The sequence below is a fragment of the Neorhizobium lilium genome, assembly GCF_004053875.1.
Classification (GTDB): Bacteria; Pseudomonadota; Alphaproteobacteria; order Rhizobiales; family Rhizobiaceae; genus Neorhizobium; species Neorhizobium lilii.
Genome location: NZ_SBIP01000003.1, coordinates 388,068 through 413,955, shown reverse-complemented (window position 1 = coordinate 413,955; position 25,888 = coordinate 388,068). Strand labels below are relative to the sequence as shown.

Here is a 25,888-nt window from a genome sequence, read left to right as displayed (position 1 = left end):
TATAAGATCCATCATCGGTATCGCTCCTGGAACTGAACGATTTTCCCTCATACCACGCTCCAAATCCTGAATGTCGACTGGCCCTAGCCGGCAGCGCCGACCATATTGGACGAGTCGTCTTTGGGACGCTCGCCTTCCGGCTGAGCGCCTGTCGTCATGTAGTAGATGGTTTCAGCGATGTTGGTCGCGTGGTCACCGATGCGTTCGATGTTCTTGGCGCAGAACAGGAGATGCGTGCAGGTGGTGATATTGCGCGGATCTTCCATCATATAGGTCAGCAGCTCGCGGAAGAGCGAGGTGTACATCGCGTCGATTTCTTCGTCGCGAAGCCGGATCGCCTCTGCCTTTTCGATAGAGCGGCTGACGTAGACGTCGAGAACTTCCTTAAGCTGGACCAGGGCGAGATCCGACAAATGCTCGAGACCTCTTGCAAGCTTGCGCGGCACGCCGGTGCCTTGAACGGCGATGACGCGCTTGGCCGTGTTCTTGCCGAGGTCGCCGACGCGCTCCAGATCCGCTGCGATACGCAGCGTGCCGACGATTTCGCGAAGATCGGCCGCCACCGGCTGACGCCGAGCGATGGTGATGATCGCCTTTTCCTGAATCTCGCGTTCGCCGTTGTCCAGGATCACATCATCGGAGATCACCTTCTGAGCAAGGGCGGAATCCGAGTTCACGAGCGCCCGCACGGCATCCAAGCACATCTGTTCGGCCAGGCCGCCCATCTCGGAAATACGGCGGGTTAGATACTGCAATTCCTCATCATAGGCGGATAGGATATGGGTCGAGGCCATCTTTGTTCCTTCCAGATGCACACATCACTGCATTCTTGGGTTTTGAAAATCGGTCAGCCGAAGCGGCCGGTGACATAATCCTGAGTCCGCTTCTCCTGCGGAGACGTGAAGATCTTGGCCGTCTCGTCGAATTCTACCAGTTCGCCAAGATACATGAATGCCGTCTGGCGAGAGACGCGCGCAGCCTGCTGCATGTTGTGGGTGACGATGACGATGGTGTAATCGGCGCGCAGTTCGTCGATCAGCTCTTCGATCTTGGCAGTGGACAGCGGATCGAGCGCGGAGGCCGGCTCGTCGAGCAGGATGATTTCCGGCTTCACGGCCACGGTGCGGGCGATGCAAAGACGCTGCTGCTGCCCGCCCGAGAGGCTGAGGCCGCTGGCGTTGAGCTTGTCCTTGACCTCGTTCCACAGAGCCGCGCGGCGCAGAGCCGCTTCGACGCGCTCGTCCATTTCGCTCTTGGAGAGGTTCTCATAGAGCTTGATGCCGAACGAGATGTTGTCATAGATCGACATGGGGAACGGGGTCGGCTTCTGGAACACCATGCCCACCTTGGTCCGCAGCAGGTTGAGATCCTGGCTGCGGTCGAGGATGTTCTTCCCGTCCACCAGCACTTCGCCTTCGGCGCGCTGCTTGGGGTAAAGCTCGTAGATGCGGTTCAGCACACGCAGCAGCGTGGACTTGCCACAGCCGGACGGGCCGATGAAAGCGGTGACGCTGCGCTCCGGCAACTGAAGAGAGATGTTCTTCAACGCCTTCGATTCACCGTAGTAGAAGTTGAGATTCTTGATCTCGATCTTCGCCTTGTCGCTGATGTTCTGGGGCGCGACTTTGTCCAGGGATACCATGTTGTTCATCGATCCTCTCTGCGTCCGGTGAGGCTGCGGGCTAAAATGCTAAGTGCCAAAACCGTTAGGGTAATAAGGAGGGCGCCTGTCCAGGCCAGTTGCTGCCATTCCTCGTAAGGGCTCAGCGCAAACTGGAAGATGGTGACGGGCAGGCTTGCCATGGGGGCGTTCAGGTTGCTGCTCCAGAACTGGTTGTTGAGGGCCGTGAAGAGCAGCGGGGCAGTTTCGCCGGATATGCGGGCGATCGAGAGCAGAATGCCCGTGACGATGCCCGAAAGTGCGGCACGATAGGCAACCGAGCGGATAACGATCCAGCGCGGTGCGCCGATCGCCGTGCCCGCTTCGCGCAGTGCGTTCGGCACCAGGTTGAGCATGTCTTCGGTGGTGCGCACGACAACCGGGATAACCAGAATTGCCAGGGCGAAGGCACCGGCAAAGGCCGAGAAGTGCCCCATGGGCCGTACCACAAGTTCATAAACGAACAGACCGACAACGATGGATGGCGCCGAAAGCAGGATGTCGTTGATGAACCGTACGACTGTGGTCAGCTTGGAGAACCGGCCGTATTCGGCCATGTAGGTGCCAGCGAGGATCCCGATCGGCGTACCGATGACAACTGCGATGATGGTGATGACCAGGCTGCCGGCGATGGCATTCAACAGACCACCGGCTTCGCCCGGAGGGGGCGTCATCTGGGTAAAGACGGCGAGATTGATGCCGGCAAGGCCCTTGTAGAGCAACGCGCCAAGGATGAGGGCGAGCCAGGCCAGGCCGATGACGGCAGCGACCCCGCAGAGCACCATCATGATGCCGTTCGTAGCTTTGCGGCGAGGATAGATCGTCGACATATCAGGCTCCTGCCTTCCGGCCGATGCGCATCAGCATGTAGCGAGCGGCAGCCAGGATGATGAGGGTGATGACGAAGAGAATGAGGCCGAGAGAAATCAGCGACGAGGTATAGAGCTCGCCGTCGGCTTCGGTAAATTCGTTTGCGATCGTGGCCGAAATCGTCGTGCCCGGAGCAAAGAGCGAGGCGCTGATCCGGTGCGCATTGCCGATCACGAAGGTAACCGCCATCGTCTCGCCGAGAGCACGGCCAAGACCGAGCATGACGCCGCCCATGATGCCGATCCGCGTATAAGGAATGACGACATTGCGGGTTACTTCCCAGGTCGTGCATCCGATGCCGTAGGCGGATTCCTTGAGGACCGCCGGAACCGTATCGAAGACGTCCTTGGTGATGGACGTTACGAAGGGCAGCACCATGATCGCCAGGATCATCGAGGAGGTCAGCATGCCGATACCGTAGGGCGGGCCTGCAAACAGGCTGGAGAGCCCCGGAATATCCTTGAACAGGTTGATGACGAAGGGCTGGATCGTCGTCTGCACGAAGGGCGCGAAGACGAACAGGCCCCAGATGCCGTAGATGATGCTGGGAATGCCGGCCAGAAGCTCGACTGCAATGCCGATCGGGCGGCGCAGCGGACGCGGGCACAGCTCGGTCAGGAAGATGGCGATGCCGATGCCGATCGGCACGGCGATCAGAATAGCGATGCCGGAGGTCACGATCGTGCCGTAGATGGGCGCCAGCGCTCCGAACTTCTCAGTGACCGGGTTCCAGCTTTCCGTCGTCAGGAAGGCGAGGCCGAATGTGGTGATTGCTTCCCATGAGCCCACGACGAGCGAGATTGCAACACCGCCAAGGATCAACAATACAAGGATCGCAGCCGCGCGGGAAACACCCGCAAAGATCATATCGGTGAAGGCGAAGCGCCTTACGACCTTTTCGCGCCGCGTATCGACACGTTGTTCCGCCATTGCCAAGGTCATGCTCCCTGCCCCTCAGTCAGCTCTCTGGAAGTGGAAGGGGCGTTGTAGCGCCCCTTCCGGCTGCATATTACTTGGAAGCCCAGACCGGCTTGCCGTCCTTGCCAACAATGTCCTTGGCCCACATGGCTTCGACACTCTTGACGACTGCTTCCGGCATCGGAACGTAGTCCAGCTCGGCAGCAGCCTTGCCACCGTTCTTGTAGGACCAGGCGAAGAACTTGAGGGCTTCGCCAGTTGCAGCTGCATCCTCAGGCTTTTTGTGAACCAGGATCCAGGTCGCAGCCGTCATCGGCCAGGATTCTGCACCCGGCTGGTTGGCGAGGATAACGCCATAGCCCGGCTGCGAGTCCCACTTTGCGTTTTCAGCAGCTGCCGCGAACGACTTTCCGGTCGGCTCGACCGTCTTGCCGTCCTTGTTGATCATGTCGGCATAGGTCATCTTGTTCTGCTTGGCATAGGCGTATTCGACATAGCCGATAGCGCCGTCAGCCTGCGTGACGTTGTTGGCAACGCCTTCATTGCCCTTGGCGCCGATGCCGACCGGCCATTCGAGAGCCGAGTTGACGCCAACCTTTTCCTTCCATTCCGGGCTGGTTTCGCCCAGGTAGTAGGAGAAGTTGTAGGTGGTGCCGGACCCGTCCGAACGATGAACGACAGCAATTGCCTTCTTCGGCAGCTTGGCGCTGGGGTTCAGCTTCTTGATGGCTTCGTCGTCCCAGGACGTGACCTTGCCCTGGAAGATGTCGGCCAGCGTCTTGCCGTCGAGAACGAGTTCGCCCGGCTTGATGCCTTCGAGGTTCACGACAGGAACGATACCGCCCATGACCATGGGGAACTGGGCGAGACCGGAGGCTTCCAGATCTTCACCCTTGAGCGGCGCGTCGGAAGCGCCGAAGGTAACGGTCTTGGCCTTGATCTGCTTTACGCCGCCGCCGGAGCCGATCGACTGGTAGTTGAGGCCGTTGCCGGTCTCCTTCTTGTAGGAGTCAGCCCATTTTGCATAGATCGGGTAGGGGAAGGTGGCGCCAGCGCCGGAGATATCAGCCGCATGAGCGGCCGGGACGAACGCGGCAGCCGAAGCCATTGCAACAGCAACGGCCATCGGGCGAGTGAAATAGTTCATGAGGGTCTCCTCTTGGATAGGGATCGACGCCGTGCGCCGACAAGCGCCCCATAACAGGGCCGGATAACAGTTCAGTGACGCGGGACCACCTTCAAAGACGGCCGAAACAAGCTTGCTGGCTTCTTCCATGCTTTCGTCTTCGCAGTGTCCTGCGCCGCGCTAACCGATCTACCTGCCGGCGCTCGCCCGCTGTTCTTAGCGGCCGTAGCCCCACCGTTTTATGTCAGCTTGGTGAAACATTTATGACAGAGAATTTCTTTGCCGATCAAAGGCTTGCATTCTGCCATATTTCTTCGTGTCAGAATCTGACGGTAAACGCCGTTCCCTTGCCCACTTCGGATTTGACGATGAGGCGGGCTCTATGCCGCGTCAGAATATGTTTGACGATCGCAAGCCCCAGGCCGGTTCCCTTTTTCGAGCGGCTGTCGGCCACACTCACCCGATAAAATCGCTCTGTAAGACGCGGCACGTGTTCGGCCGGAATTCCGGGGCCGCAATCCACCACGCTTACCTCGACCGGCTGGGAGGGTTCGCTCCTGACGAAGACGTCCACCACCTTGCCCTCCTGCCCGTATTTGCAGGCATTTTCTATCAGGTTCTCGAAGACCTGCACCAATTCGTCCCGATCGCCCAGAACCTCCACCTTCGCGTCCGGAAGGTGCGTGCGGATCTCGACGCCGAGTTCTTCCGCGAGCGGCAGCAGCGTGTCCCTCACATGGCCGATCAGCGGCTTCAGATCGACCGTCTGGTCCGGTGCGATGTGGGCTTTGAGTTCCAGCCGGGATAGCGACAGCAGGTCGTCCACCAACCGGCTCATGCGGGTCGCCTGATCGAACATGATGCCGAGAAAGCGTTCATGCGCCAGCGGATCGGAGCGGGCCGGCCCTTGCAGCGTCTCGATGAAGCCCCGGAGCGACGCCAGGGGGGTGCGCAATTCATGGCTGGCGTTCGCCACAAAGTCGGAGCGCATCCGCTCAATGCGGCGCAGTTCCGATACATCGCGAAAGGCCAGGACATAGAGGCTGTCAGAGCCCGGGGTCACATCTTCCAGGGCGACGGGGGCGACGCGGAGAATGAAGACCCGTTCGGACGGTAGCCGCTCCGAATGCTCAATCTGGTTCGGCTGGCCCGTCGCCACAGTTTCGCGCACCATATCGAGAATGCCGGGAGACCGGAGACGAGCCGAAAGATGGGCACCGACAAACAGTGCGCCAAACGCTTTTTCGGCAGCGCGGTTCTGATGGAGAACAGTCAGATCGGCACCGATCACGAAGACCGGCATATCGACGGCCTCCAGCGTGGCGCCGATCAGAGGCAGCGGATCGGCGTCCGCCTCTTTGGCTTGTTCGTCCGGCACGGGCTCGGTGGGCAGGAATGCCGGCTGCCGGACCACGGTGACGACGACCAGCAGCAGCCAGGCAATGAGAACGCCTCGCCAATCCACGCCTGCAAAAACTGCGAGGGCGGCGCAGAGGGACAGGAGCAACAGCAGCGGCCATTCCTGGCGCAAGCGTGAAGGCAGCAGCGCTGTCCGCTCGGATATTTTTGTTCCAGGCCTTTCCAATTGCCTTCCCGCCTCTTCCCGTAAACCGCTGCAGATATAACTCTTGCATGACAGTTGTGCATCGAGTCGCCGCAAAAGAAGCGAAACCGCCAGTTCTCCCCAGGAAGCGGCGGCCGCATTCGGATAGTCGGATCACGTGGAAGAAGGAGAATAGCATGAACCAGAAAAGCCCCTCGCGAAGCGTCAACCTCTCGGTCGGCGGCAAGGACAGGATTTTCGATATAGACGATCCGAAACTGCCGGACTGGATTGACGACCATGCGCTCGCATCGGGCGGCTTTCCCTATGACGAGAAGATGGACAAAGACAAATACGAGAAGCATCTCGAGCGCCTGCAGGTCGAACTCGTCAAGGTGCAATACTGGCTGCAGGCGACCGGCAAGCGGATGATGGCCTTGTTCGAGGGGCGGGACGCGGCGGGAAAAGGCGGCACAATCTTCTCCATCCGCTCCTATCTCAACCCGCGATCCGCAAGGGTGGTGGCTTTGACCAAGCCCACGGAAACTGAAGCCGGCCAGTGGTACTTCCAGCGCTACGTGACGCATTTCCCGACGGCCGGCGAAACCGTGTTGTTCGACCGCTCCTGGTATAATCGGGCGGTGGTGGAGCCGGTCATGGGCTTCTGCACGCCGGGGCAGTATGAGGCCTTCCTGAAGGGCGTTCCCCGCCTTGAGCAGATGATCGTCGATGACGGCATCCATTTCTTCAAGTTCTGGCTGGATATCGGACAGGAAATGCAGCTCAAGCGCTTCCACGACCGTCGGCATGACCCGCTGAAGATCTGGAAGCTGTCGCCGATGGATATTGCGGCGCTGACGAAGTGGCAGGACTACACGGCCAAGCGCGACCGCATGTTGCAGGAAACCGACAGCGATCTGGCGCCCTGGACCGTCGTGCTTGCGAACGACAAGCGCCGTGCGCATCTCAACGTCATTCGGCAGCTACTGCTTTCGCTCGACTACGAGGGCAAGGACATGGACGCAATCGGCGAGATCGACGACAAGATCCTCCGCTCGGCAACCAAGTTCCTCAAGTAAGCGCGAAAGGGCACGACGAAAGCATCGTGCCCTCAGTGGCCGGAAAGAACGCGGACGGAATATAGCAGGATGGGTTTGTTGGGCCCTTCAAGACCGGCATTGAGGATGATGCGGCCGGCACTGGTGGGGGCCAGCGTCCGGTCGAAGGAGACGTTGAACAGGGCCTCCAGCTTCTCCTGCGTGGCCGTGAAGCGGTGCCGCGAGCATTCGCCAAGGCTGCCGAAATCACAGCGCACGGAAAGCTGCGCGGCCTGGTTTGCGTCCGATTGAACGGTCAGCGCAATGGTGGACGTCTTGGCCGCCATCTGGCGAAGCAGATCGGCCGGCACTTCAATCACGACATCGCCGTTCTGACCAGGGTCGGCCGACGTAATCCGGACCGCCGGACCTTCCGAGCCTGCCACGGCCTCGGCTGTCGCTTGGCCTCCCACCTTCAGCTTTGCCACATCGGTGGGTTTGAAGACTTCCGCCCAATCATCCGAGAACCCGCCGCGGGGATCGAAATGACTGCTGCCGCCCTGCCCGCGAGCCGCACGATCGGCCGCCTGCAAAGCGTCCTGCATGACCGATTGCACCATGCCAGACGTATAGAACCACCAGCAGGCTACTCCAACTAGAATAAGCGTAATCACCCAGGTGAGGAGGCGGGACAGGAAGCCGCGTCGCCTGCGCGATTTCGCTCTCCGTTTTGGAGATACATCGAGGCCGTTGCCGGATTTTGCAACACGTGATTTTTTTTGCACGGCAGGCTCGTACTGTACCGCCTGCGGCCTCTCACTGCGGGCGGTCAAACCATCGTCCGCATTCAAAGCGGGGCTCTCGAAACCTGCATTTGCTTGAGGAGCCAGGTGAGATCCGGCATGTGGTCCCACTTGAGGGTCTATGGGCTCCACATGGGGCGCGTGCTGAGGTTCGCCTGTCGGAAGTTCTGCCTCGCGCCTTGGCCCTTCATCCGGGAGGGCATCATCTGCCGAAGTCGGCCCGGCCGGTTCCCGCGACATTGGCCCAACGACAACGGCATCGGCCGGCAGAACAGGTTCCGACGCGTGCTGCGCCAAACGGTCGATCTCTTCCTTTTCGATTTCCAGTATCTTGTCTTCGAGGCGCTTCTGCTGCTGCATGATGATCAGCGTGTCGCTCACACCCTGGCGGCGGAGCCCGGCGTCCAGAGCCTGACGAGCCGATTGGTAAACCCGCGCCCTCGTCTGCGCATCGCCCCGGTCCGAACGATCCAAAGCATTTCTGATCGCTGTTTCCAAACCACTCACTGCCGGTCCTTCCGGTTACGCTCAACCCTGCCCGAGGCATTTACCTTTCGGTAAACTCTCCTCCACCGAACATCAAGCGCAGGTTTTGGAGCTTCACCGCGCAATTCCGGTAAAGATATGGCCAATCTCTGCGGGCCTTTCTCTACACAGCAGATCTCTCTACGAACGCGACAGAGGCGCCAATCCGAACATGTTGCCATCTTCCGGCCTTTGCCCTGCTATGCTAGACGATATTACGTGCGCGTAAACGTAAGTCGGGAGGAGACGCCGTGCTGCCGGATATCTTGAAGACCAGAACACGCCTGCCTGTGGTGGCTTCGCCCTTGTTCATCATTTCACATCCGCAGCTGACGCTGGCGCAATGCAAGGCCGGCGTGATCGGCGCCTTTCCTGCGCTCAATGCGCGGCCTGAAAGCCAGCTGGACGAATGGCTGGCGATGATCACGGAAGAGCTTGCCGCCCATGACGCCGCACATCCAGAGCGGCCAGCAGCGCCCTTTGCGGTGAACCAGATCGTGCACACATCCAACAAGCGGCTGGAACACGACTTGACGATGTGCGTGAAATACAAGGTGCCGATCGTCATTTCTTCGCTTGGGGCAGTCCCGGAGGTGAATGCCGCAGTCCACTCCTATGGCGGCATCGTGCTGCATGACGTGATCAACAACCGCCACGCCAATTCCGCCATCCGCAAAGGGGCCGACGGACTGATCGCAGTGGCAGCAGGTGCCGGGGGTCATGCCGGCACGCTTTCGCCCTTCGCTCTGGTGCAGGAGATCCGCGAATGGTTTGACGGGCCGCTGCTTCTTGCCGGAGCCATCGCAACCGGCGGCGGTATTCTGGCGGCGCAGGCGATGGGCGCCGACATGGCTTATATCGGCACTCCCTTCATCGCCACGCATGAGGCGCGCGCAGCCGAAGGCTACAAGCAGATGATCGTGGATTCTCAAGCCACCGATATCGTCTACTCCAACTACTTCACCGGCATACACGGCAATTACCTGAAGGGCTCTATCACCGCGACCGGGCTCGATCCGGACGCGCTGCCCGCTGCCGACCCGTCCAAGATGAATTTCGAAGCGGCCACCAGCGGCCCGAAGGCCTGGAAAGAAATCTGGGGCGCGGGCCAGGGCGTCGGGACCATCAAGGCGGTGGTATCGGTAGCCGAACTGGTGGACCGTCTGGAGGGAGAATACCAGGCGGCCCGCGAACGGCTCCGCATCTAGCCACAACTGCCAGCCAAGATCAGGAAAATCGCCGGCTGCGCGAAAAGCGGCTTGAAATCGGGTGCCGATCCTTGTATCAGCCGCATCACCTGCAGCTGGGCATCACCCCTGCCGGGCCGCTTTAGCTCAGGTGGTAGAGCACATCATTCGTAATGATGGGGTCAGAGGTTCGAGTCCTCTAAGCGGCACCATTTATCCCACCAAATAGACATGATCTTCGAATGGCAGCGGCGCCCAGAATGGCACTCGTGCGCATCTGAATGAAAGCCGCCGTTCAAAGAACCTGGCCTTCACCGGGGGTATTCGCATGGTTTCGGCACATGTTGCCGGATGAGCGCACCAGTACGACACTGGTTATATTGCCGCGTTAACTACTCTTTAATGATCCGCTTGTGCCTTTCGGCACTTGTGCCATGATCCCTGTCAAACGGGGGATAAAGGTTATGAAGACACCAGCGCCCAATGTCGCAGATACGAGTTCCGAAGCGCATTCGGCTTGTCGTGTAGAAATCGAGGCGGCAATGCACCGTCTTATCAAGGCTGCGGTCAAGCAGGGCTGGAGCAAGGCGGAGGTCGCCTTGACGCTGGCCGATGCGGCCGAAGATTTCGTGATGGAGCTCGCCGGCAGAACGCCGACGCAGCATTGATCCCGGATTGTTAAAGCGTCTCGCGATCTTCAGATTCGCTGTCCACGCTTTAAGCTTTTGTTTTATCGCATGACGTTGAGGCAAACCCGATACGCGCTCTTGCGCGACATGCTGTAGCTATCGCTATACGGCTCGTCAGCTCCAGTAAGCGGCGGCCGTGAAGTCGCGTTTGCTAAACCCTCGGGCGGTCAGCCGCGCACGAGCCGCCCGGGCGGCGTCGGCGTGGCCGGCAAACCAGACATGCGCGCCCCCCGGCGTTTCCGTCGCCTCCAGGGCCGCAACGAGATCGGAAACCACCGTGACCCGACGATCTCCGGCAAGTTCGCACAGATCGCATTCCGCCGCACAGACGAAAGCCCTGACATCCCCACCGGCCAGAGACAGCATGCGGCAGATGGCAGGCAGCGCGGTCTGGTCGCCGAACAGATAGAGCGGCGAGCCTTCCGGGCACCAGCCGCCGCCAGGGCCCATGACGCCCACGATCTGCCCGGCGGGATTGCTTTCAGCCCAATCCGAGGTAGGGCTGCCGGCATGGCGGAAGATATCGAAATCCAGCCAATCGGCATCCTGCGCTGCGGTCGTATAGACCGGGCGATGCATGGCATCCTCGCCTTCCGGCCAGACGGTGCGGCCGGAAGCCGCGATACGCGGCCAGCGCGGGGCGCGGTCCTTGGGCGGCAGGAGCAGGCGAAAATGCAGGCTGCCCTTGCCGAGGCGCGCGGCATCATGGCCCTGGAGCCGCACCCGCAGGAACCCGGGCGAGCGGCGGGTGACCGACATCACCCGCATAAGGGACAGGCCCGGCGCAAGCGCCCCCTCGTCCACATCTTGCCAGACGATCCGCATGCCTTGCTCATCGAACAGCTCGGTCAGGCTGCCCTGGAGCGTTTTCAGCAGGCGTTCTTCCGGCGCCGTCAATTTGACGACAAGCCCGTCCCCCTGCGCATGAAGAACCGCTTCCGAATTCCACACGCTAAAATGCAGATCACGACCCCGCTCTATCGCGGGAATATCCCATTCCGCAGCGCGGGCCCGCACAGCTTGCAGGGCTAGCGCTCCATTAGCGGCGATATGGCCTTTATTTGTGAATGTCACGGGCAAGGCTCAACCTCGAAAAGAGTCGGTCTTCAGCCTTCATGCAATTTCATGATAATCCTTGTCAAGATTACCAGGGCTATCTGCCTCATCGAACGCCAGGCGGTGGACAAGCTGCGCAATTGCCATGGAAGCCGTCAGCCCCGGCGATTCCATGCCGTAGAGGGCGATGTAGCCGGGATGACCGGTCGTTGCCGGTCCCTGGATGACGAAATCGCCACCGCCGCCCTGCGGCCCCACCACCTTGGGCCTTATGCCCGCATAGGCCGGCTGCAGAGCCTGATCCGGCAAGTGCGGCCAGTATTTCCGCACGACGGCATAGAAACGATCGGCGCGACGCGGATCGATCTCATAGCCGATCTTGTCGATCCATTCGACATCCGGACCGAAGCGGGCCTGCCCGGCAAGATCAAGCGTCAGATGGACACCGAGACCACCTTTTTCCGGAACAGGGTAGATCAGCCGGGTCGCCGGCGCGGCGCCCCTTAGGGAGAAATAGCAGCCTCGGGCGTAGTGGCGCTCAGGGATGGTCGCAGGATCAAGCCCCTCCATGGCTGCCGAGACACTCCAGGCTTCCAGACCCGCCGCGTTTACGACCAGACGCGCCTCTACCTCCACCGGGTCGCGTCCGCCGACAGAAAGGCGAACGCCTTTGGCGAAAAGCTGCCCGCGCAGAACCGGCGCGTTCAGGACGACATTTCCGCCATGCGCTTCTATGTCCGTCAGATAGGCCTCCATCAGGCCGTGGCTATCGATGATACCCGTCGAGGGCGAGACCAGTGCCGCAAACCCCTTGATCTGCGGTTCGAGGCGCCCCAGCTCAGCGCCATCGATCAGCCGGCAGTCGTCTACATCATTAGCCTGCGCCTGACCGAGCAAGCTTTGGAGATAGGCAACCTCCTGCGCATTCGAAGCCACCACCAGCTTGCCGCACTGCCGGTGGGGGATCCGGCGCTCGCGGCAATAGTCGTAGAGCTTCCGTTTGCCTGCCACGCACAGCCGCGCTTTCAGGCTTCCGGTCGCGTAGTAGAGCCCGGCATGAATGACCTCGCTGTTGCGGGACGAGGTGACGCTGCCGATGGCGCCCTCCGCTTCCAGCAGCACGACCTCGCGACCGCCAAGCGCCAGTTCGCGGGCAATGGCAAGACCGATCACCCCACCGCCGATGACGACGCAATCCAGCGCCACAACTTCAGGCATGGTTCCTCCGAGATTTTTCTTCTGCTGCCGCGGCGCGATGATATACGAGATCCCGGCGCTCGCCAGCCTAGCTCCTCTGTCCGTTCCCACATCCGAAAGTCGTGCAATGCTGAAAGTCGTATTTCTCGACCGCGATACGATCGGTCCATCGGTCACCATCAGCCGCCCCGGCTTTGCTCATGAATGGTTCGAATACGGCAAGACACCCTCGGAAGATGTTGCCGCCCGCATTGCGGATGCGGACATGGTGATCACCAACAAGGTGCCGATCCGCGCCGAAGCCCTGGCGTCCGCAAGCCGGCTGAAGATGATTGCCGTTGCCGCAACCGGCTACGATGTGATCGATCTCGCTGCCGGCAAGGAGCGGGGCATCACGGTATCGAATGTGCGGGGCTATGCGGTCAACACCGTGCCCGAACATACTTTCGCACTGATCTTCGCGTTGCGCCGCTCGATCGTCGGCTTCCGGCAGGACGTGATTGCCGGCGAATGGCAGCGCGCCAACCAGTTCTGCTTCTTCAACCATCCGATCCGGGATCTTGCGGGCTCGACGCTCGGGATCTTCGGACGTGGCACACTCGGGACATCCGTGGCCAGGATCGGTGAGGCTCTGGGCATGACTGTCCTGTTCGCCGGCCGCAAGGGGGCCGAGACGCTCGAAGAAGGCTACACCGCTTTCGACGAGGTGCTTGAAACAGCCGACATCCTCAGCCTCCATGTGCCGCTGACGCCGCAGACGCGGGACCTGATCGGCATGCCGGAATTCCGTAAAATGAAGCGGCAGCCGCTGATCATCAACACATCGCGGGGCGGACTGGTGAACGAAGTGGATCTGGTTCGCGCCCTGGACGAGGGCCTGATTGCCGGTGCCGGTTTCGACGTGCTGACCAAGGAACCGCCGGCACCGGACAATCCGCTGCTTGCTATCCTCGACCGGCCGAACGTGATCGTGACGCCGCATGTGGCCTGGGCCAGCGACGAGGCGATGCAGAGCCTCTGGGCACAGGTCATCGGCCATCTGGAGAGTTTCGTGGCCGGAAAGCCGACCAACGCTCTTTAAAGCCTCAGGTATCGGCGATCTCGATCCAGGTCGGCGCATGATCGCTGGCATGTTCGCGGCCCCGCACCTGCCTATCCACCTCCGCACGCTTCAACCGCGGCATCAGCGAAGGACTCAGCAGGAGGTGATCGAGGCGCAAACCGGCATCGCGGCCCCAGGCATTGCGGAAATAATCCCAGAATGTGTAGACGCGCTCTTGCGGGTGAAGCGAGCGGACCGAGTCCGTCCACCCCTGATCGAGAAGACGCTGGAAGACCTCGCGCACTTCGGGCCGGAACAGGGCGTCGTCGCGCCACCGCTCGGGTTTGTAGACATCCAGATCCGTCGGCATGATGTTGTAGTCGCCCGCGAGGATCACCGGAGCTTCCGTGTCGAGCAGCGCCTGAGCGTGCACAAGGAAGCGCTCGTACCAGGCAAGCTTGTAGTCGAATTTCGGACCGGGCGCCGGATTTCCGTTCGGTGCGTAGAGACAGGCGATCAAGACACCCTGGACGGCTGCCTCGATATAACGGGCATGGAGATCGTCGGGGTCGCCCGGCAGTTCGCGCCGCGTCTGGACAGGATCGACACCGCGGGACAGGATCGCAACACCGTTCCAGCTTTTTTGACCGCTCCAGATAGCGCCGTAGCCGGCCTGCTCGATCGCCTTGCGCGGAAACTTGTCCTGCGGCGCCTTCAACTCCTGCAGGCAGACCACATCGGGCTGCGCCTCCGCCAGCCATTCGAGCAGGAGGGGAAGGCGGCCGTTGATGCCGTTGACATTGAAGGTGGCGATCTTCAACGGCCTGCCCGCCTCGTGCTGGTCTTACTGATCATGCTCTCTTCCCTCTTTAGCCAGCAAACGCGCCAGAGGGACATTGGATGCAGGGCAGCGAAAGCTTCTCGAAGCGACGGTGAAGTTAGCGAAAGATTCAAGACTGGCCATCATAATCCCACTCCGACCGCGTGCCCTGGAGCGCACGCCACGCTGCTTCCAAGAGGACATCATGGCCGAAGCATACGCAGCCGCCTTGCGCGAATTCATCGCTGAAAACTTCCTCTTTCGGGCCGACGCCGATATTGGCGACGATCAATCCCTGCTGGACAGCGGCGTGATGGACTCGACCGGCGTGCTGGAATTGATCGCCTTTCTGGAAAAGACCTACGGCATCACGGTTGCCGACGCGGAGATCGTCCCGGAAAATCTGGACAGCATCGACAACATGAAGCGCTACCTGTCCGTCAAGCTCGCCGCCTGACCCATGCGGCTGGAGACGCGGCTCTGGAAGACTGCCAAGGCCTTCGGGCCGAAGGACGCCGTCGTGTCCGGCGAAGGCCGCCTCACCTATGCCGAACTGGATGCCGGTTCGGACCGTCTTGCCGCAACCCTGCTCTCGCTCGGAATAAATCCGGGCGACCGGATCCTGATGCTGCTCGACAATGGCTGCGACGCCGTTCTCGGCTTCTTCGGCGCCTGGAAGGCCGGCGCAGTGCCCTGCCCGCTGCATCCGACGATCAAGGCGGAAAAGCTGGCTGCCATCCTGGAGAGCACCGGGGCTGCGGCAATCATCGCGCAAAACCGCCTGCGCGGAACGGTGGAAGCCGCCATCGGCACGACACCCGTCAGGCCCCGCCTGATGATTGCTCAGGCAGGATATGCGGATCTAGGCGAGGCCCTGAGCTTCGAGCAGGCTATAGCGACTAACGGGCTCACCGCCCTCCCTATTTTCGCTGACCCGGATGCTTTGGCGCTCATCATCCACACGTCCGGCTCCACCGGCCGGCCGAAGGGGGTAATGCTTTCCCACGGCAATGTCCTTGCGGCTTGCGAAGCGATCGTCACCTATCTCGGCAATACGACGGAGGACACGGTTCTCAGCGTGCTACCGCTCTCCTTCGGCTATGGCATAACGCAGATGGTGACCATGGCCATGACCGGCGGAACGCTGGTTCTGGAAAAAAGCTTCGCCTTCCCGCGCAAGATCCTGGAGCGGCTGGCGGAGGTGAAGGCTACCGGCTTTCCGCTGGTGCCCCCGATGGCAGCCTTGATAACCGGGATGAAAGATCTGACGCCCGGTTTCCTGCCTCATCTGCGCTACATTACCAGTGCGGCCGCCGCCATGCCGCCGGCTATCGGCCAGCAGCTTCGGTATCTTTTTCCGGATACCCGCCTCTACCTGATGTACGGGCAGACGGAATGTCTGCGATCCACTTACCTCGCCCCGGAGGAGGCGCATCTGCGCCCGGCTTCGGTCGGAAAGGCCATCCCCGGAACGCAGGCCTTCGTGGTGGATGAGGATGGGAGCCCCGTTTTGCCAGGCATTATCGGCGAACTCGTGGTCGAAGGGCCGCATGTGATGCAGGGCTATTGGCGGGATCCGCTCAACTCGGCGCAGGCGCTTTCGCCCGCCGCCGCCGGCCGCCGACTTCAAACGGGAGATCTCTTCCGCATGGATGAGGACTGCTTTCTCTATTTCGTCAGCCGGCGTGACGACATCATCAAGACCCGCGGCGAAAAGGTGAGCCCGCAGGAGGTGGAAGCCGCGCTCTACGCGCTGCCGAGCATCCGCGAGGCAGCCGTTGCCGGTATCGACGATCCGATTTTCGGGCAGGTCGTGCGCGCTTATGTGGTGCTTGCGGAAGGGGTAGAGCTTGGCGAGCGCGACGTCATTCGCCACTGCGCAGGCCTGCTTGAAGATTATATGGTGCCGAAAAGCGTCGAGTTCCGCGCGGCGCTGCCGCGCACGACGACCGGCAAGATCCGCCTGGGTGCGGAGCAAGATAATCCGTCGAACAAAGGAAACGCCGCATGACAACGAGCCCTGCCGGAGCCTCTGGCACGCGCTTTTCGGCCGAGACGCTGAAGCTGGATGCCGGAGCCGAGATCGAGCGCATCTGCGGCTGGATCCGCGAGACGGTGCTGAAGGACCTGCGCAGGCGCGGCGCGGTGCTGGGGCTTTCGGGCGGCATCGATTCCAGCGTCACGGCTGCCCTTTGCGCGCTCGCGCTCGGTCCTGCCAAGGTAACGGGCATTTTCATGCCCGAACATGACTCCGATCCGGAGAGCCTGGAACTCGGGCGGGCGCTCGCGGATGCCGTTGGCATCGAAACCGTGCTGGAGGACATAGGTCCGGCCCTTGCCGCTGCCGGCTGCTATGCGCGCCGCGACGGCTTCATCCGCCAGGTGGTGCCGGAGTTCGGCGAAGGCTGGGGCTGCAAGGTGGTGCTGGAAGATGCCCTGACGGGTCGCGGCTACAATATCTCCTGGCTGGTCGTTGCCAATCCGCAAGGGGAGCAGACCCGCCATCGCATGCCGCTCGACGTCTATCTCGGCATGATCGCCGCCGCGAACATGAAGCAGCGCACCCGCAAGCAGATCGAATACTACCATGCCGACAGGCTGAACTTTGCGGTCGCCGGCACACCCAACCGGCTGGAATACGACCAGGGTTTCTTCGTCAAGAACGGTGACGGTGCCGCCGACTTCAAGCCGATTGCGCATCTCTACAAGAGCCAAGTCTACCAACTCGCGGAAGCGCTAGGCGTGCCGGACGCCATCCAGCGCCGCCCGCCGACCACGGATACCTGGTCGTTGCCCCAGGGCCAGGACGAATATTACTTCTCCCTGCCCTATGATCGCATGGACCTGTGCCTCTATGGCCTGGAAAACGGCATTGCGCGCGAGGCGGTTGCGGAAGCCGTCGATCTGACGCCAGATCAGGTGGACGCGGTCTGGCGCAATATCGCCGCCAAACGCAAGGTAGCGGACTATCTGCATGCTGCGCCGGTGACGATGCTTAGCTTGAGAGATCTCAGTCGAACCGATCGCCCATGAGGCGCGTCCAGCTTTCGCCTGCAAGTCCGCTGATCAGCGCCTGACCGGACTTGATCGGCTCCATCAGGCTCTCCTCGCGTGCATGCGCGACATAAAAGGAGCGGCCGTAGAAAATCGTCTTGCGGCTCATCAGCGCCGGGATCAGCCAAGGATGTGCGGCGCCGCGAATGCCGGAACATCCGATCTCATAAGCATGAGCAAACAGATCGTCGGTCATCTGCACAATCGCATTTGGCACCGACAGCGCCTGCAGCAGCCAGCCGATCTCGCCGGGACGGGCGAAATAGACATAGGCCGCCACGGGCCGTCCGTCCGGGGCAAATCCAACCCGCCATTCCGGATAACCGAAACTCCGCTTGTGTTCCGCCTGCGCCAGAAACCATGACAATGAACCGTCATCCCAGCGTGGCCGAAGAAGGTAATTCGAGACAAGCGCCAACAGCGCCTTGCCGAATTCCTCACGGCTGACATCGCGGAAGGTGATTTTCGAGACCTTACGCTCCGCCGGGCGGAAGGGCGTCGCGCGAACAAGGGCAGCACCGCGGTCGGCGATACGCCCAAAAGGGCGCAGAAGGGTCGCGGGGGCCCGCCGCCTGGCCAACACTTCCACCGCGGCCGAGACGGGGCGCAGGATGCGCAGCCAGTTCATGCTGTAGCCGGGCTCTAGCGCGTAGCCCGCCTTCTGCCACATGCCGAGGGCGGTGGAATTGGCCGTTTCGGTCAGCGAGATATCCTGCGGACCCGCGAGGAAAGACCGAAGCAGGCGGGCGCCCGCCAGCGGATTTGCCTTTGGGTCCTCCACGACCAGGGAGCCAGCAAGAGCGCCGCGCAATGGCCGCCCGTCCAGTTCCAGCCGAGTTGGAAAGACGCCCACAAAACCCGAGATACGGTCGCCCGGACCGACGAAAACCTTCGACATGATATCGGGGTCCGCCCAGGGGTGGGAAAGGAACACATCGCGCAGATAAGCCGACAAATCAGCTGAGGATCTATTGGAGCCTCGGAACGTCGCCTGGAAGAGGCGCGCCACAGCATTGATGTCGCCTGCCTCGACATTGCGGACGATACCCGCCTGCGTCTTGTCCGCCATGTGCCCCGCCTCCGTTCGGCAAACCATGGCATGACAGGTTTAAATAAACAAAAAGGGGCCCCGCGTTGGCGGAGCCCCTATAACGACCTGCTGTAGGATATTACATCCAGTAGGGCGGAACGCCGTAATAATCGTAGATCGTCCGGTCGTTCGCACGATACCAGGTCTCGTCGTCGAGATCGTTATAACGCGGTGCACCGATGATCTGGTCCTTGGTGAGGTCGATACGGTATCCGTCGAGCTGTTCGTCGTAGCGCAGCTTTTCCCAGGGAAGCGGGTAATAGTCGTCGCCAATCCCGAGGAAGCCGCCAAAACTCAGCACCGCATAGGCAACACGGCCGCCACGCTTTTCCAAAAGGACGCGCGCAACTGAGCCGATGCGCTTGCCATCTGCTCCATAAACGGCGGTGCCTTCAACCTTGTCGCTGGCAATCAGCGACGGTGTGTCCTTGACGTAAGGGTCCTGGCCGGCTTTCGGTTCCTGATGCAACATGACGCACCTCCTTGTTGTTGTGGATTGTCACGACTGTTCAACGCGAAGCCTGAAACGATGGTTCCCTCAACCGGCACCTGTTGCATCAGTCGGGAGATTGACGTTTACGTCAAGGTTATTGTAGCTTGGGAACAATATCCTGGCTGGAGAGCCGGGGGCATGGCATAATCTCATCCCGTGGACAGGTGGAGGACCTCGCCTCAAAAAGGCACTGCGGGAGACGGAACGGAGGAGGTTCTGATGAACGAAATGATCGCGCAGACCGGATCGACTGCGGGCAAGATCTGGCTCGCCTCCTATCCCCCGACTGTTCCGGAATATATCCCGCCGCTCGCCCACCGCTCGCTGGGCGAACTTTTCGAGGAAAGCTGCAGCCGCTTTGCCGACCGCCCTGCCTTTTCGAGCATGGGCAAGGCTCTCACTTTCAGGCAGATGGAGGAGGGAAGCCGCAAGATCGGCTCATGGCTGCAGGCGCAGGGGCTAAAGAAAGGCGACCGCGTCGCCGTCATGCTTCCCAATATCCTTCAGAACCCGGTCATCGTCTACGGCATCCTGCGGGCCGGCATGGTGGTGGTGAACGTCAACCCGCTCTACACACCCCGGGAGCTGGAGCATCAGTTGAAGGATGCCGGCGCAACGGCCATCTTCGTGCTCGAGAATTTTGCCCATACAGTTGAGCAGGCGGTTTCCCATACGGCGATCCGGCACGTGATCGTCGCCACCATGGGCGACATGCTGGGCCTCAAGGGCCATGTGGTCAATCTCGTCGTCCGCCGGGTGAAGAAGCTGGTCCCTGCCTGGTCGCTGCCGGGTGCGAAGAGCTTCCGGCAGGCTCTGTCCGAAGGTGCGCGGCAAACGCTGCAACCCGTGGAAGTGGCCCCGGACGACGTGGCGTTTCTGCAATATACGGGCGGTACGACGGGCGTTTCCAAGGGCGCCGTCCTGACGCACAAGAACCTCCTGTCCAACAAGGAACAGATGGCCATCTGGCTGGAGACGGCCTTCCTTTTCAAGCCGAAGCCGGATCAGCTGCAATTCCTTTGCGCGCTGCCGCTCTACCATATCTTCGCGCTGACGGTGAACTCGCTGATGGGTATAGCAACCGGCAGCCACAACATCCTGATCGCCAATCCACGCGATATCCCGGCTTTTGTGAAAGAACTTGAGAAATACCGGATTCATGTGTTTCCGGGCCTCAACACGCTGTTCAACGCGCTGATGAACAATCCGGGATTTCAAAAGCTCGACTTCTCCTCCCTGATTCTCGTTTTCGGCGGCGGCATGTCCGTGCAGCGGTCTGTTGCAGAGCGCTGGCACGCGATGACCGGCTGCCCGATTACCGAAGGCTACGGCCTGTCCGAGACGTCACCAGTCGCGACGGCCAATCGTCTGGACGCGACCGAGTTCAGCGGCATGATCGGTTTGCCGGTTTCCTCCACGGAGGTCTCGATGCGCGACGACGAGGGACTGGAGATCGAGATCGGCAATGTCGGCGAAATCTGCATTCGCGGCCCGCAGGTGATGGCGGGCTACTGGAACAGGCCGGACGATACTGCCCGTGCGATGACAGCCGATGGCTTCTTCCGTACCGGCGATATCGGCTACATGGACCGGCAAGGCTATATCAAGATCGTGGACCGCAAGAAGGACATGATCCTGGTGTCGGGCTTCAACGTTTATCCGAACGAGGTGGAGGAAGTGGCGGCCACGCATCCCGGCGTGCTGGAATGTGCGGCGGTCGGCGTGCCCGACGAGCACTCTGGCGAAGCTGTAAAGCTCTTCGTCGTACGCAAGGACCCTACTCTTACGGAGGCGGAACTAAGGACGCATTGCGCTGTCGGGCTCACGAATTACAAGCGGCCACGCTTCATCGAATTTCGCGACCAGCTGCCGAAATCCAACGTCGGCAAGATCCTGCGGCGGGAGTTGCGCGGCTGAAATCTGGATTGCCACAACGTTGCATGGAGGCGACAGGCCGGCACCAATGGTGTGCGGGGAGGCGCTAATCCAGGCATAGTGCTGGACGAGCGCCGGTCGCTGCCATAGCCAATGTCTCTGGAAACCGGAAGCGAGCGGAAACGACGTGGCGAGAGTTCAGGGCTTCACGACGCGGGCGAGCATATTTGCTCTTTGCCTTGCCGTGCTCTCCGCCTGCGCGGGGCGTCCAGAGGGCGTACTCATTCCGCAGCAGGTGAGGACCGCCAATACGTCCAAGGTCGATGTCCTTGTGGCGACGACACGCCGGCCGGCCGAGACACCCGGTGTGCTCTTTTCCGGCGAGCGTGGCAAGGGTGCACAGGTCACGGAGATTTCCATCTCGATTCCACCGGATGCCAAGCGCAAGATCGGCCAGGTGCAATGGCCGTCAAGGCTTCCGGCAGACCCGGCCAAGGAATTCGCCACGATTTCCGTCACACCACTGACGCCGCAGTCGGCGCATGGCTGGCTCGGCCAAAACCTGACGAAAAGCCGCCGCGTGCTGGTTTTCGTGCACGGCTTCAACAACCGCTATGAGGACGCCGTCTATCGCTTTGCGCAAATCGTCCACGACTCCAAGGCGGATGTCGCGCCGGTCCTGTTCACCTGGCCATCTCGCGGAAGCATCTTCGCCTACAACTACGACCGGGAGAGCACCAACTACTCCCGCGATGCGCTGGAGGACATGCTGCGCCGTCTGGCAAAGGACCCAAAGGTCGGCGAAGTCACGATCATGGCGCATTCCATGGGATCATGGCTGACGGTGGAGGCCCTGCGGCAGATGGCGATCCGCGACGGCCGCGTGGCGCCGAAGATACAGAACGTTATTCTCGCCTCGCCGGACCTCGACGTGGACGTGTTCGCCAACCAGTTCAGCGCGCTTGGGCCGCAGCATCCGCGTTTCACTCTGTTCGTTTCCCGCGACGACCGGGCGCTCAGCCTATCGCGGCGGATTTCGGGAAACATCGACCGGCTGGGCCAGGTCGATCCAACCATGGAGCCTTATCGCACGGAGTTCGAAAAGGCCGGGATCGTCGTGCTCGACCTGACGGCGCTGAAGACGGGCGACCAGTTGAACCACGGGAAATTCGCGGAAAGCCCCGAGGTCGTGAAGCTGATCGGCAACCGGCTCATCGCCGGCCAGACTGTAACCGATTCCGAAGTGGGGCTGGGTGATCGCCTCGGCGCCGTCGCCTTGGGAACGGCGCAAACCGTCGGCGGCGTGGCAAGTGTTGCCGTCAGCACGCCAATTTCGGTCTTCGATCCCGCAACTCGGCGAAGCTACGGCGAGCAGGTGCAAAGGCTGGGCACGGCTGTCGGAAACACGGTGACCACGGCTGCGGGTCAGTAAAGCTTCATCAGGACGCGCTTGATTTGAACAAGAAAGCGAATAGGTTCCCGCTCATCATCTGCCCGAGCGCGAGGAACCCCCTATGCAGGCTATTGTCCAAGAGCTGAAATCAACCGCCGAAAAAACCAATGCCACCGATATCCGGAGCGCTTTCGCCGCAGATCCGGCGCGTTTCGACAAGTTCAGCGCGCGTTTCGACGACCTGCTGATGGATTATTCCAAGACGGCGGTGAACGACGACATTCTCAACCTGCTGGAAAAACTGGCTGATCAGGGCGGCGTTGCCGCCAAGCGCGAGGAGATGTTCTCCGGCGTCGCCATCAATTTCACCGAAGGCCGCGCGGTTCTCCACACCGCGCTGCGCAACCGCTCCAACACGCCGGTTCTGGTCGATGGCAAGGATGTCATGCCGGACGTCAACGCCGTGCTCACAGCCATGGGCGCCTTCGCCGACGGCATCCGCTCAGGCGAACTCAAGGGCGCCACGGGCAAGCCGATCACCGATGTGGTCAATATCGGCATTGGCGGCTCCGATCTTGGGCCGGTCATGGCGACGCTGGCACTCGCTCCGTTTCATGACGGTCCGCGCGCACATTTCGTCTCCAACGTTGACGGCGCCCATATCGCCGATACGCTGAAGCTGCTGAATGCCGAAACGACGCTCTTCATCATCGCCTCGAAGACCTTCACTACCGTCGAAACGATGACCAATGCCGCCTCTGCGCGGGCCTTCATCGCCGAGAAGCTCGGGGAAGGCGCAGTCGGATTCCACTTTGCAGCGGTTTCGACCGCGCTGGACAAGGTCGCCGCCTTCGGCATCGAGAGTGACCGCGTGTTCGGCTTCTGGGACTGGGTCGGCGGCCGCTACTCCATCTGGTCGGCCATCGGACTGCCGCTGATGATCGCAGTAGGCCCGGAGAATTTCGGCAAATTCCTCGATGGTGCGCATGCCATGGACAACCATTTCCGCAGCGCCCCCTTCCGTCAGAACCTGCCCATGCTGCTCGGCCTGATCGGCTACTACCACCGCAACGGGCTCGGCTATCCGACGCGCGCCATCCTGCCCTATGACCAGCGGCTGTTGCGTTTCCCGGCCTATCTGCAGCAGCTCGACATGGAATCGAACGGCAAGGGCGTCACCATCGACGGCACCCCTGTGGAAGGCCAGTCTGGTCCAGTGGTTTGGGGCGAGCCGGGCACCAATGGCCAACATGCCTTCTACCAGTTGATCCACCAGGGAACGAGCATCGTCCCGACGGAGTTCATGATTGCGGCCAATGGCTTCGAGCCGGACCTGCGCCACCAGCACGACCTGCTGATCTCCAACGTGCTGGCGCAGTCGGAAGCTCTGATGAAGGGTCGCAGCTTCGAAGAAGCCAAGAAGCAGCTGACCGACAAGGGCATGGACGACAGCAAGGCGGATTTCATCGCCCCGCACCGCGTGTTCACCGGCAATCGCCCTTCGATCACCTTCGTCTACGACAAGCTGACGCCGTTTGCGCTTGGCCGGCTGATCGCGCTCTACGAGCACCGCGTCTTCGTGGAGGGCGTATTGTTCCGCATCAACTCCTTCGACCAGTGGGGCGTCGAGCTCGGCAAGGAATTGGCAACGGGCCTGCTGCCTGTGGTCGAAGGCAAGGAAAGCGCCGAGGGCCACGACAGCTCCACGCAAGGGCTCGTCAAGACGCTGGCCGGCTTGAAGAAGTAAGGTTCAACTGTGCGGACAAGAGCCTCCCGACCAGCATCGGGAGGCTCTTATTTTATGCGTTAGAGCCCGATTTCTTTAGCAAAGGGCGGATTGGCGCCGGCACGCGATACGGTAACGGCAGCGGCCTTTGATCCCAACCGAAGGACTGCGGCGATCTGGTCTTCAGTAAGGTTTGCGATCTGCGCCTTGGTCAGCAGGTTCTGCATCTTGAGCGAAGCCAGCACGCCCGCATCGAAGGTATCGCCGGCGCCGACGGTATCGACAACCGTCACCTTCTCGCTCGCCACTTCCACCCTATGAGCACTGGTATAGCCGACCGCACCCTGCGCCCCGCGAGTGACCACGACAAGCTTGGCACCGTGATGCAGCCAGTGTCGCGCCAGGGTATCCTCGTCACCGTCCAGCCCGAACCAGGCCAGGTCCTCGTCCGAAAACTTGACGATGTCCGACATGGCGGCCATGCGACGAATGCGCGCCAGATGTGACGCCTTGTCCTTGATGAAGCCAGGACGGATGTTCGGATCGAGCGAGATCACACGCTTGTCGTGCTCACGCATCATCAGCGTTTCATAGGTCGAGCCGCAGGGCTCCGGGATGAGGCTGATGGCGCCGAAGTGAAGGGCCTCGCAGTCGTCTCCAAGTTTTGGAAGATCGGCATCCGTAATCATCCGCCCGGCAGTGCCTTCGTCGTAGAAAGCATAGGTCGCATGTCCATCGACCAGTTTCACGAAAGCGATTGTGGTGGGGCGGGACAGCGTGGCGCAGTAGCTGAAATCAACATGGCTCTGGCGAAGCGTATCGCGCAGAATATCGCCCATCATGTCGTCCGAAAGACCGGTGAAGAAACCGGTCTCGATACCCAGCCGCCCGAGCGCAATGGCGGTATTGAAGATGGCGCCGCCGGCATAAGGCGCAAAGCCTTTTTCGCCTAGCGTCGTTTCGCGCGGAAGCATGTCGATCAAAGCTTCGCCGCAACACAGAATCATGAATTCCTCCCAGAAAAGCGCGCCTCTTCCGTTAATGGATTAAGCGAGCTTTTGTACAAAGGCTAGAGCGAAAGCTCAGTGACGCCACCATTGCGACCGGACCAGGCGAGAGGTGCATCGAGGAAAGCCTCGACCTCCGAGAGAGTCTTGTCGTCGAAAAGCCTCTGGTTGCGGGCAACAGCCAGAACATTGCGCCATGTGGCGATGTAGTGAAGCTGGACCTCGCCTTCGGCAAAGCGAAGCGCGCCGGCATCGAAGATGTCGTAGTAGAAGAGAGCGATGCCGTGATCGACGATCCCGCCCGCGGCGCGGATCGCATCGATGAACTTGAACATGCTGCCTCCGGCCGTCGTCAGGTCCTCGATGACGAGCACGCGGGCGCCTTCCGGCATATGCCCTTCGATCTGGGCGTTTCGGCCGTGGCCTTTGGGTGCCTTGCGCACATAGATCATCGGCAGGCTGAGGCGTTCGGCCAGAATGGCCGCAAAAGGAATGCCGGCCGTCTCGCCGCCCGCGATGCAATCGAAGGTCTCGAACCCGGCATTGCGCAGGATAGTCGCTGCCGCAAAATCCATGATCGCGGAGCGGATACGCGGATAGGACAGGAGCTTGCGGCAGTCGATATAAACCGGGCTCATCATGCCGGAGGAGAGCTTGTAGGGCTTGTCGGCGCTGAAGTGGACCGCTCCGATTTCCCAGAGCATTTTTGCCATCAGCTCTGCCATTACGCCGCGTTCGGGAAATGTGGTCTGGATCATGCGCCCGCTCCTTCTTGAA

Annotated in this window: 24 protein-coding genes and 1 tRNA gene; 11 read left to right on the top strand and 14 right to left on the bottom strand. The window is 61.0% G+C overall.

Going from position 1 to position 25,888, the window contains the following annotated elements:
- Nucleotides 1-83: 83 nt before the first annotated feature.
- From phoU to phoR, 6 genes are all read right to left on the bottom strand, one after another.
- On the bottom strand, nucleotides 84-794 hold the full coding sequence (phoU, locus tag EPK99_RS14615; protein ID WP_128443814.1) for a phosphate signaling complex protein PhoU: 711 nt from the start codon (nucleotides 792-794) through the stop codon (nucleotides 84-86).
- Nucleotides 795-847: 53 nt separating this feature from the next.
- The gene (gene pstB, locus EPK99_RS14610; RefSeq protein WP_128443813.1) at nucleotides 848-1,651 is read right to left on the bottom strand and encodes a phosphate ABC transporter ATP-binding protein PstB; all 804 of its coding nucleotides are present in this window, start codon (nucleotides 1,649-1,651) and stop codon (nucleotides 848-850) included.
- Nucleotides 1,648-2,490: a phosphate ABC transporter permease PstA gene (gene pstA / locus EPK99_RS14605; RefSeq protein WP_128443812.1), complete on the bottom strand. Its 843-nt coding sequence runs from the start codon at nucleotides 2,488-2,490 to the stop codon at nucleotides 1,648-1,650. Before pstA ends, pstB begins: the two co-directional genes overlap by 4 nt.
- A gap of 1 nt (nucleotide 2,491) precedes the next feature.
- Entirely contained in the window at nucleotides 2,492-3,472 is a 981-nt protein-coding gene (gene pstC / locus EPK99_RS14600; RefSeq protein WP_128443811.1) for a phosphate ABC transporter permease subunit PstC, read from the bottom strand.
- Between the two features lie 67 nt (nucleotides 3,473-3,539).
- Nucleotides 3,540-4,595: a phosphate ABC transporter substrate-binding protein PstS gene (pstS, locus tag EPK99_RS14595; RefSeq protein ID WP_205909101.1), complete on the bottom strand. Its 1,056-nt coding sequence runs from the start codon at nucleotides 4,593-4,595 to the stop codon at nucleotides 3,540-3,542.
- A gap of 298 nt (nucleotides 4,596-4,893) precedes the next feature.
- A complete protein-coding gene (gene phoR, locus EPK99_RS14590) occupies nucleotides 4,894-6,081 on the bottom strand; it encodes a phosphate regulon sensor histidine kinase PhoR (RefSeq protein ID WP_425374203.1) in 1,188 nt (395 codons plus the stop codon).
- 233 nt (nucleotides 6,082-6,314) lie between these two features.
- On the opposite strand from phoR, the gene ppk2 reads away from it, so the two are divergent.
- Nucleotides 6,315-7,196, top strand: a complete 882-nt coding sequence (gene ppk2 / locus EPK99_RS14585; RefSeq protein ID WP_128443810.1) for a polyphosphate kinase 2 — start codon at nucleotides 6,315-6,317, stop codon at nucleotides 7,194-7,196.
- A gap of 32 nt (nucleotides 7,197-7,228) precedes the next feature.
- On the opposite strand, the gene EPK99_RS14580 is transcribed toward ppk2, so the two are convergent.
- On the bottom strand, nucleotides 7,229-8,431 hold the full coding sequence (locus EPK99_RS14580) for a hypothetical protein (RefSeq protein WP_128443809.1): 1,203 nt from the start codon (nucleotides 8,429-8,431) through the stop codon (nucleotides 7,229-7,231).
- 302 nt (nucleotides 8,432-8,733) lie between these two features.
- Between EPK99_RS14580 and EPK99_RS14575 the strand changes: the two genes are divergently transcribed.
- The 3 genes from EPK99_RS14575 to EPK99_RS14565 all read left to right on the top strand — a co-directional run bounded on the left by EPK99_RS14575 (nucleotide 8,734) and on the right by EPK99_RS14565 (nucleotide 10,337).
- Entirely contained in the window at nucleotides 8,734-9,690 is a 957-nt protein-coding gene (locus tag EPK99_RS14575; protein WP_128443808.1) for an NAD(P)H-dependent flavin oxidoreductase, read from the top strand.
- A gap of 115 nt (nucleotides 9,691-9,805) precedes the next feature.
- Nucleotides 9,806-9,881: transfer RNA gene (locus tag EPK99_RS14570), tRNA-Thr, on the top strand.
- Between the two features lie 252 nt (nucleotides 9,882-10,133).
- On the top strand, nucleotides 10,134-10,337 hold the full coding sequence (locus tag EPK99_RS14565; RefSeq protein WP_128443807.1) for a hypothetical protein: 204 nt from the start codon (nucleotides 10,134-10,136) through the stop codon (nucleotides 10,335-10,337).
- A gap of 135 nt (nucleotides 10,338-10,472) precedes the next feature.
- Here EPK99_RS14565 and EPK99_RS14560 read toward each other — a convergent pair whose 3' ends face one another.
- Both EPK99_RS14560 and EPK99_RS14555 read right to left on the bottom strand, forming a co-directional pair.
- Nucleotides 10,473-11,432, bottom strand: a complete 960-nt coding sequence (locus EPK99_RS14560; RefSeq protein WP_205909100.1) for a siderophore-interacting protein — start codon at nucleotides 11,430-11,432, stop codon at nucleotides 10,473-10,475.
- A gap of 39 nt (nucleotides 11,433-11,471) precedes the next feature.
- Complete coding sequence (locus tag EPK99_RS14555; protein ID WP_128443805.1) at nucleotides 11,472-12,632, bottom strand: NAD(P)/FAD-dependent oxidoreductase; 1,161 nt, start codon at nucleotides 12,630-12,632, stop codon at nucleotides 11,472-11,474.
- 106 nt (nucleotides 12,633-12,738) lie between these two features.
- Between EPK99_RS14555 and EPK99_RS14550 the strand changes: the two genes are divergently transcribed.
- The gene (locus EPK99_RS14550; RefSeq protein WP_128443804.1) at nucleotides 12,739-13,692 is read left to right on the top strand and encodes a D-2-hydroxyacid dehydrogenase; all 954 of its coding nucleotides are present in this window, start codon (nucleotides 12,739-12,741) and stop codon (nucleotides 13,690-13,692) included.
- Nucleotides 13,693-13,696: 4 nt separating this feature from the next.
- Here EPK99_RS14550 and xth read toward each other — a convergent pair whose 3' ends face one another.
- Entirely contained in the window at nucleotides 13,697-14,473 is a 777-nt protein-coding gene (gene xth, locus EPK99_RS14545) for an exodeoxyribonuclease III (protein ID WP_128443803.1), read from the bottom strand.
- A 205-nt stretch (nucleotides 14,474-14,678) separates the two neighbouring features.
- Between xth and EPK99_RS14540 the strand changes: the two genes are divergently transcribed.
- Genes EPK99_RS14540 through nadE form a run of 3 tightly spaced genes read left to right on the top strand, consistent with a single transcriptional unit; the run spans nucleotide 14,679 to nucleotide 17,506 of the window.
- Nucleotides 14,679-14,930, top strand: coding sequence for an acyl carrier protein (locus EPK99_RS14540; protein ID WP_128443802.1), 252 nt, complete (start codon nucleotides 14,679-14,681; stop codon nucleotides 14,928-14,930).
- A 3-nt stretch (nucleotides 14,931-14,933) separates the two neighbouring features.
- Nucleotides 14,934-16,484, top strand: a complete 1,551-nt coding sequence (locus EPK99_RS14535; protein WP_128443801.1) for a class I adenylate-forming enzyme family protein — start codon at nucleotides 14,934-14,936, stop codon at nucleotides 16,482-16,484.
- Nucleotides 16,481-17,506 carry an NAD(+) synthase gene (nadE, locus tag EPK99_RS14530; RefSeq protein WP_128443800.1) on the top strand — a complete coding sequence of 342 codons (1,026 nt, stop codon included), beginning with the start codon at nucleotides 16,481-16,483 and terminating at the stop codon, nucleotides 17,504-17,506. Before EPK99_RS14535 ends, nadE begins: the two co-directional genes overlap by 4 nt.
- On the opposite strand, the gene EPK99_RS14525 is transcribed toward nadE, so the two are convergent.
- Together EPK99_RS14525 and EPK99_RS14520 are read right to left on the bottom strand one after the other, a co-directional pair.
- On the bottom strand, nucleotides 17,484-18,596 hold the full coding sequence (locus tag EPK99_RS14525; RefSeq protein WP_128443799.1) for a hypothetical protein: 1,113 nt from the start codon (nucleotides 18,594-18,596) through the stop codon (nucleotides 17,484-17,486). The genes nadE and EPK99_RS14525 overlap by 23 nt on opposite strands.
- A 100-nt stretch (nucleotides 18,597-18,696) precedes the next feature.
- Complete coding sequence (locus EPK99_RS14520; protein ID WP_128443798.1) at nucleotides 18,697-19,089, bottom strand: PRC-barrel domain-containing protein; 393 nt, start codon at nucleotides 19,087-19,089, stop codon at nucleotides 18,697-18,699.
- A gap of 240 nt (nucleotides 19,090-19,329) precedes the next feature.
- Here EPK99_RS14520 and EPK99_RS14515 point away from each other — a divergent pair, with 240 nt between their 5' ends.
- From EPK99_RS14515 to pgi, 3 genes are all read left to right on the top strand, one after another.
- The gene (locus tag EPK99_RS14515; RefSeq protein WP_128443797.1) at nucleotides 19,330-21,027 is read left to right on the top strand and encodes a long-chain fatty acid--CoA ligase; all 1,698 of its coding nucleotides are present in this window, start codon (nucleotides 19,330-19,332) and stop codon (nucleotides 21,025-21,027) included.
- Between the two features lie 145 nt (nucleotides 21,028-21,172).
- Complete coding sequence (locus tag EPK99_RS14510) at nucleotides 21,173-22,417, top strand: alpha/beta hydrolase (protein ID WP_128443796.1); 1,245 nt, start codon at nucleotides 21,173-21,175, stop codon at nucleotides 22,415-22,417.
- Nucleotides 22,418-22,499: 82 nt separating this feature from the next.
- On the top strand, nucleotides 22,500-24,125 hold the full coding sequence (pgi, locus tag EPK99_RS14505) for a glucose-6-phosphate isomerase (RefSeq protein WP_128443795.1): 1,626 nt from the start codon (nucleotides 22,500-22,502) through the stop codon (nucleotides 24,123-24,125).
- A gap of 59 nt (nucleotides 24,126-24,184) precedes the next feature.
- On the opposite strand, the gene EPK99_RS14500 is transcribed toward pgi, so the two are convergent.
- Nucleotides 24,185-25,111, bottom strand: coding sequence for a carbohydrate kinase family protein (locus EPK99_RS14500; RefSeq protein ID WP_128443794.1), 927 nt, complete (start codon nucleotides 25,109-25,111; stop codon nucleotides 24,185-24,187).
- 62 nt (nucleotides 25,112-25,173) lie between these two features.
- Nucleotides 25,174-25,869 carry an orotate phosphoribosyltransferase gene (locus EPK99_RS14495; protein ID WP_128443793.1) on the bottom strand — a complete coding sequence of 232 codons (696 nt, stop codon included), beginning with the start codon at nucleotides 25,867-25,869 and terminating at the stop codon, nucleotides 25,174-25,176.
- Nucleotides 25,870-25,888 lie beyond the last annotated feature (19 nt).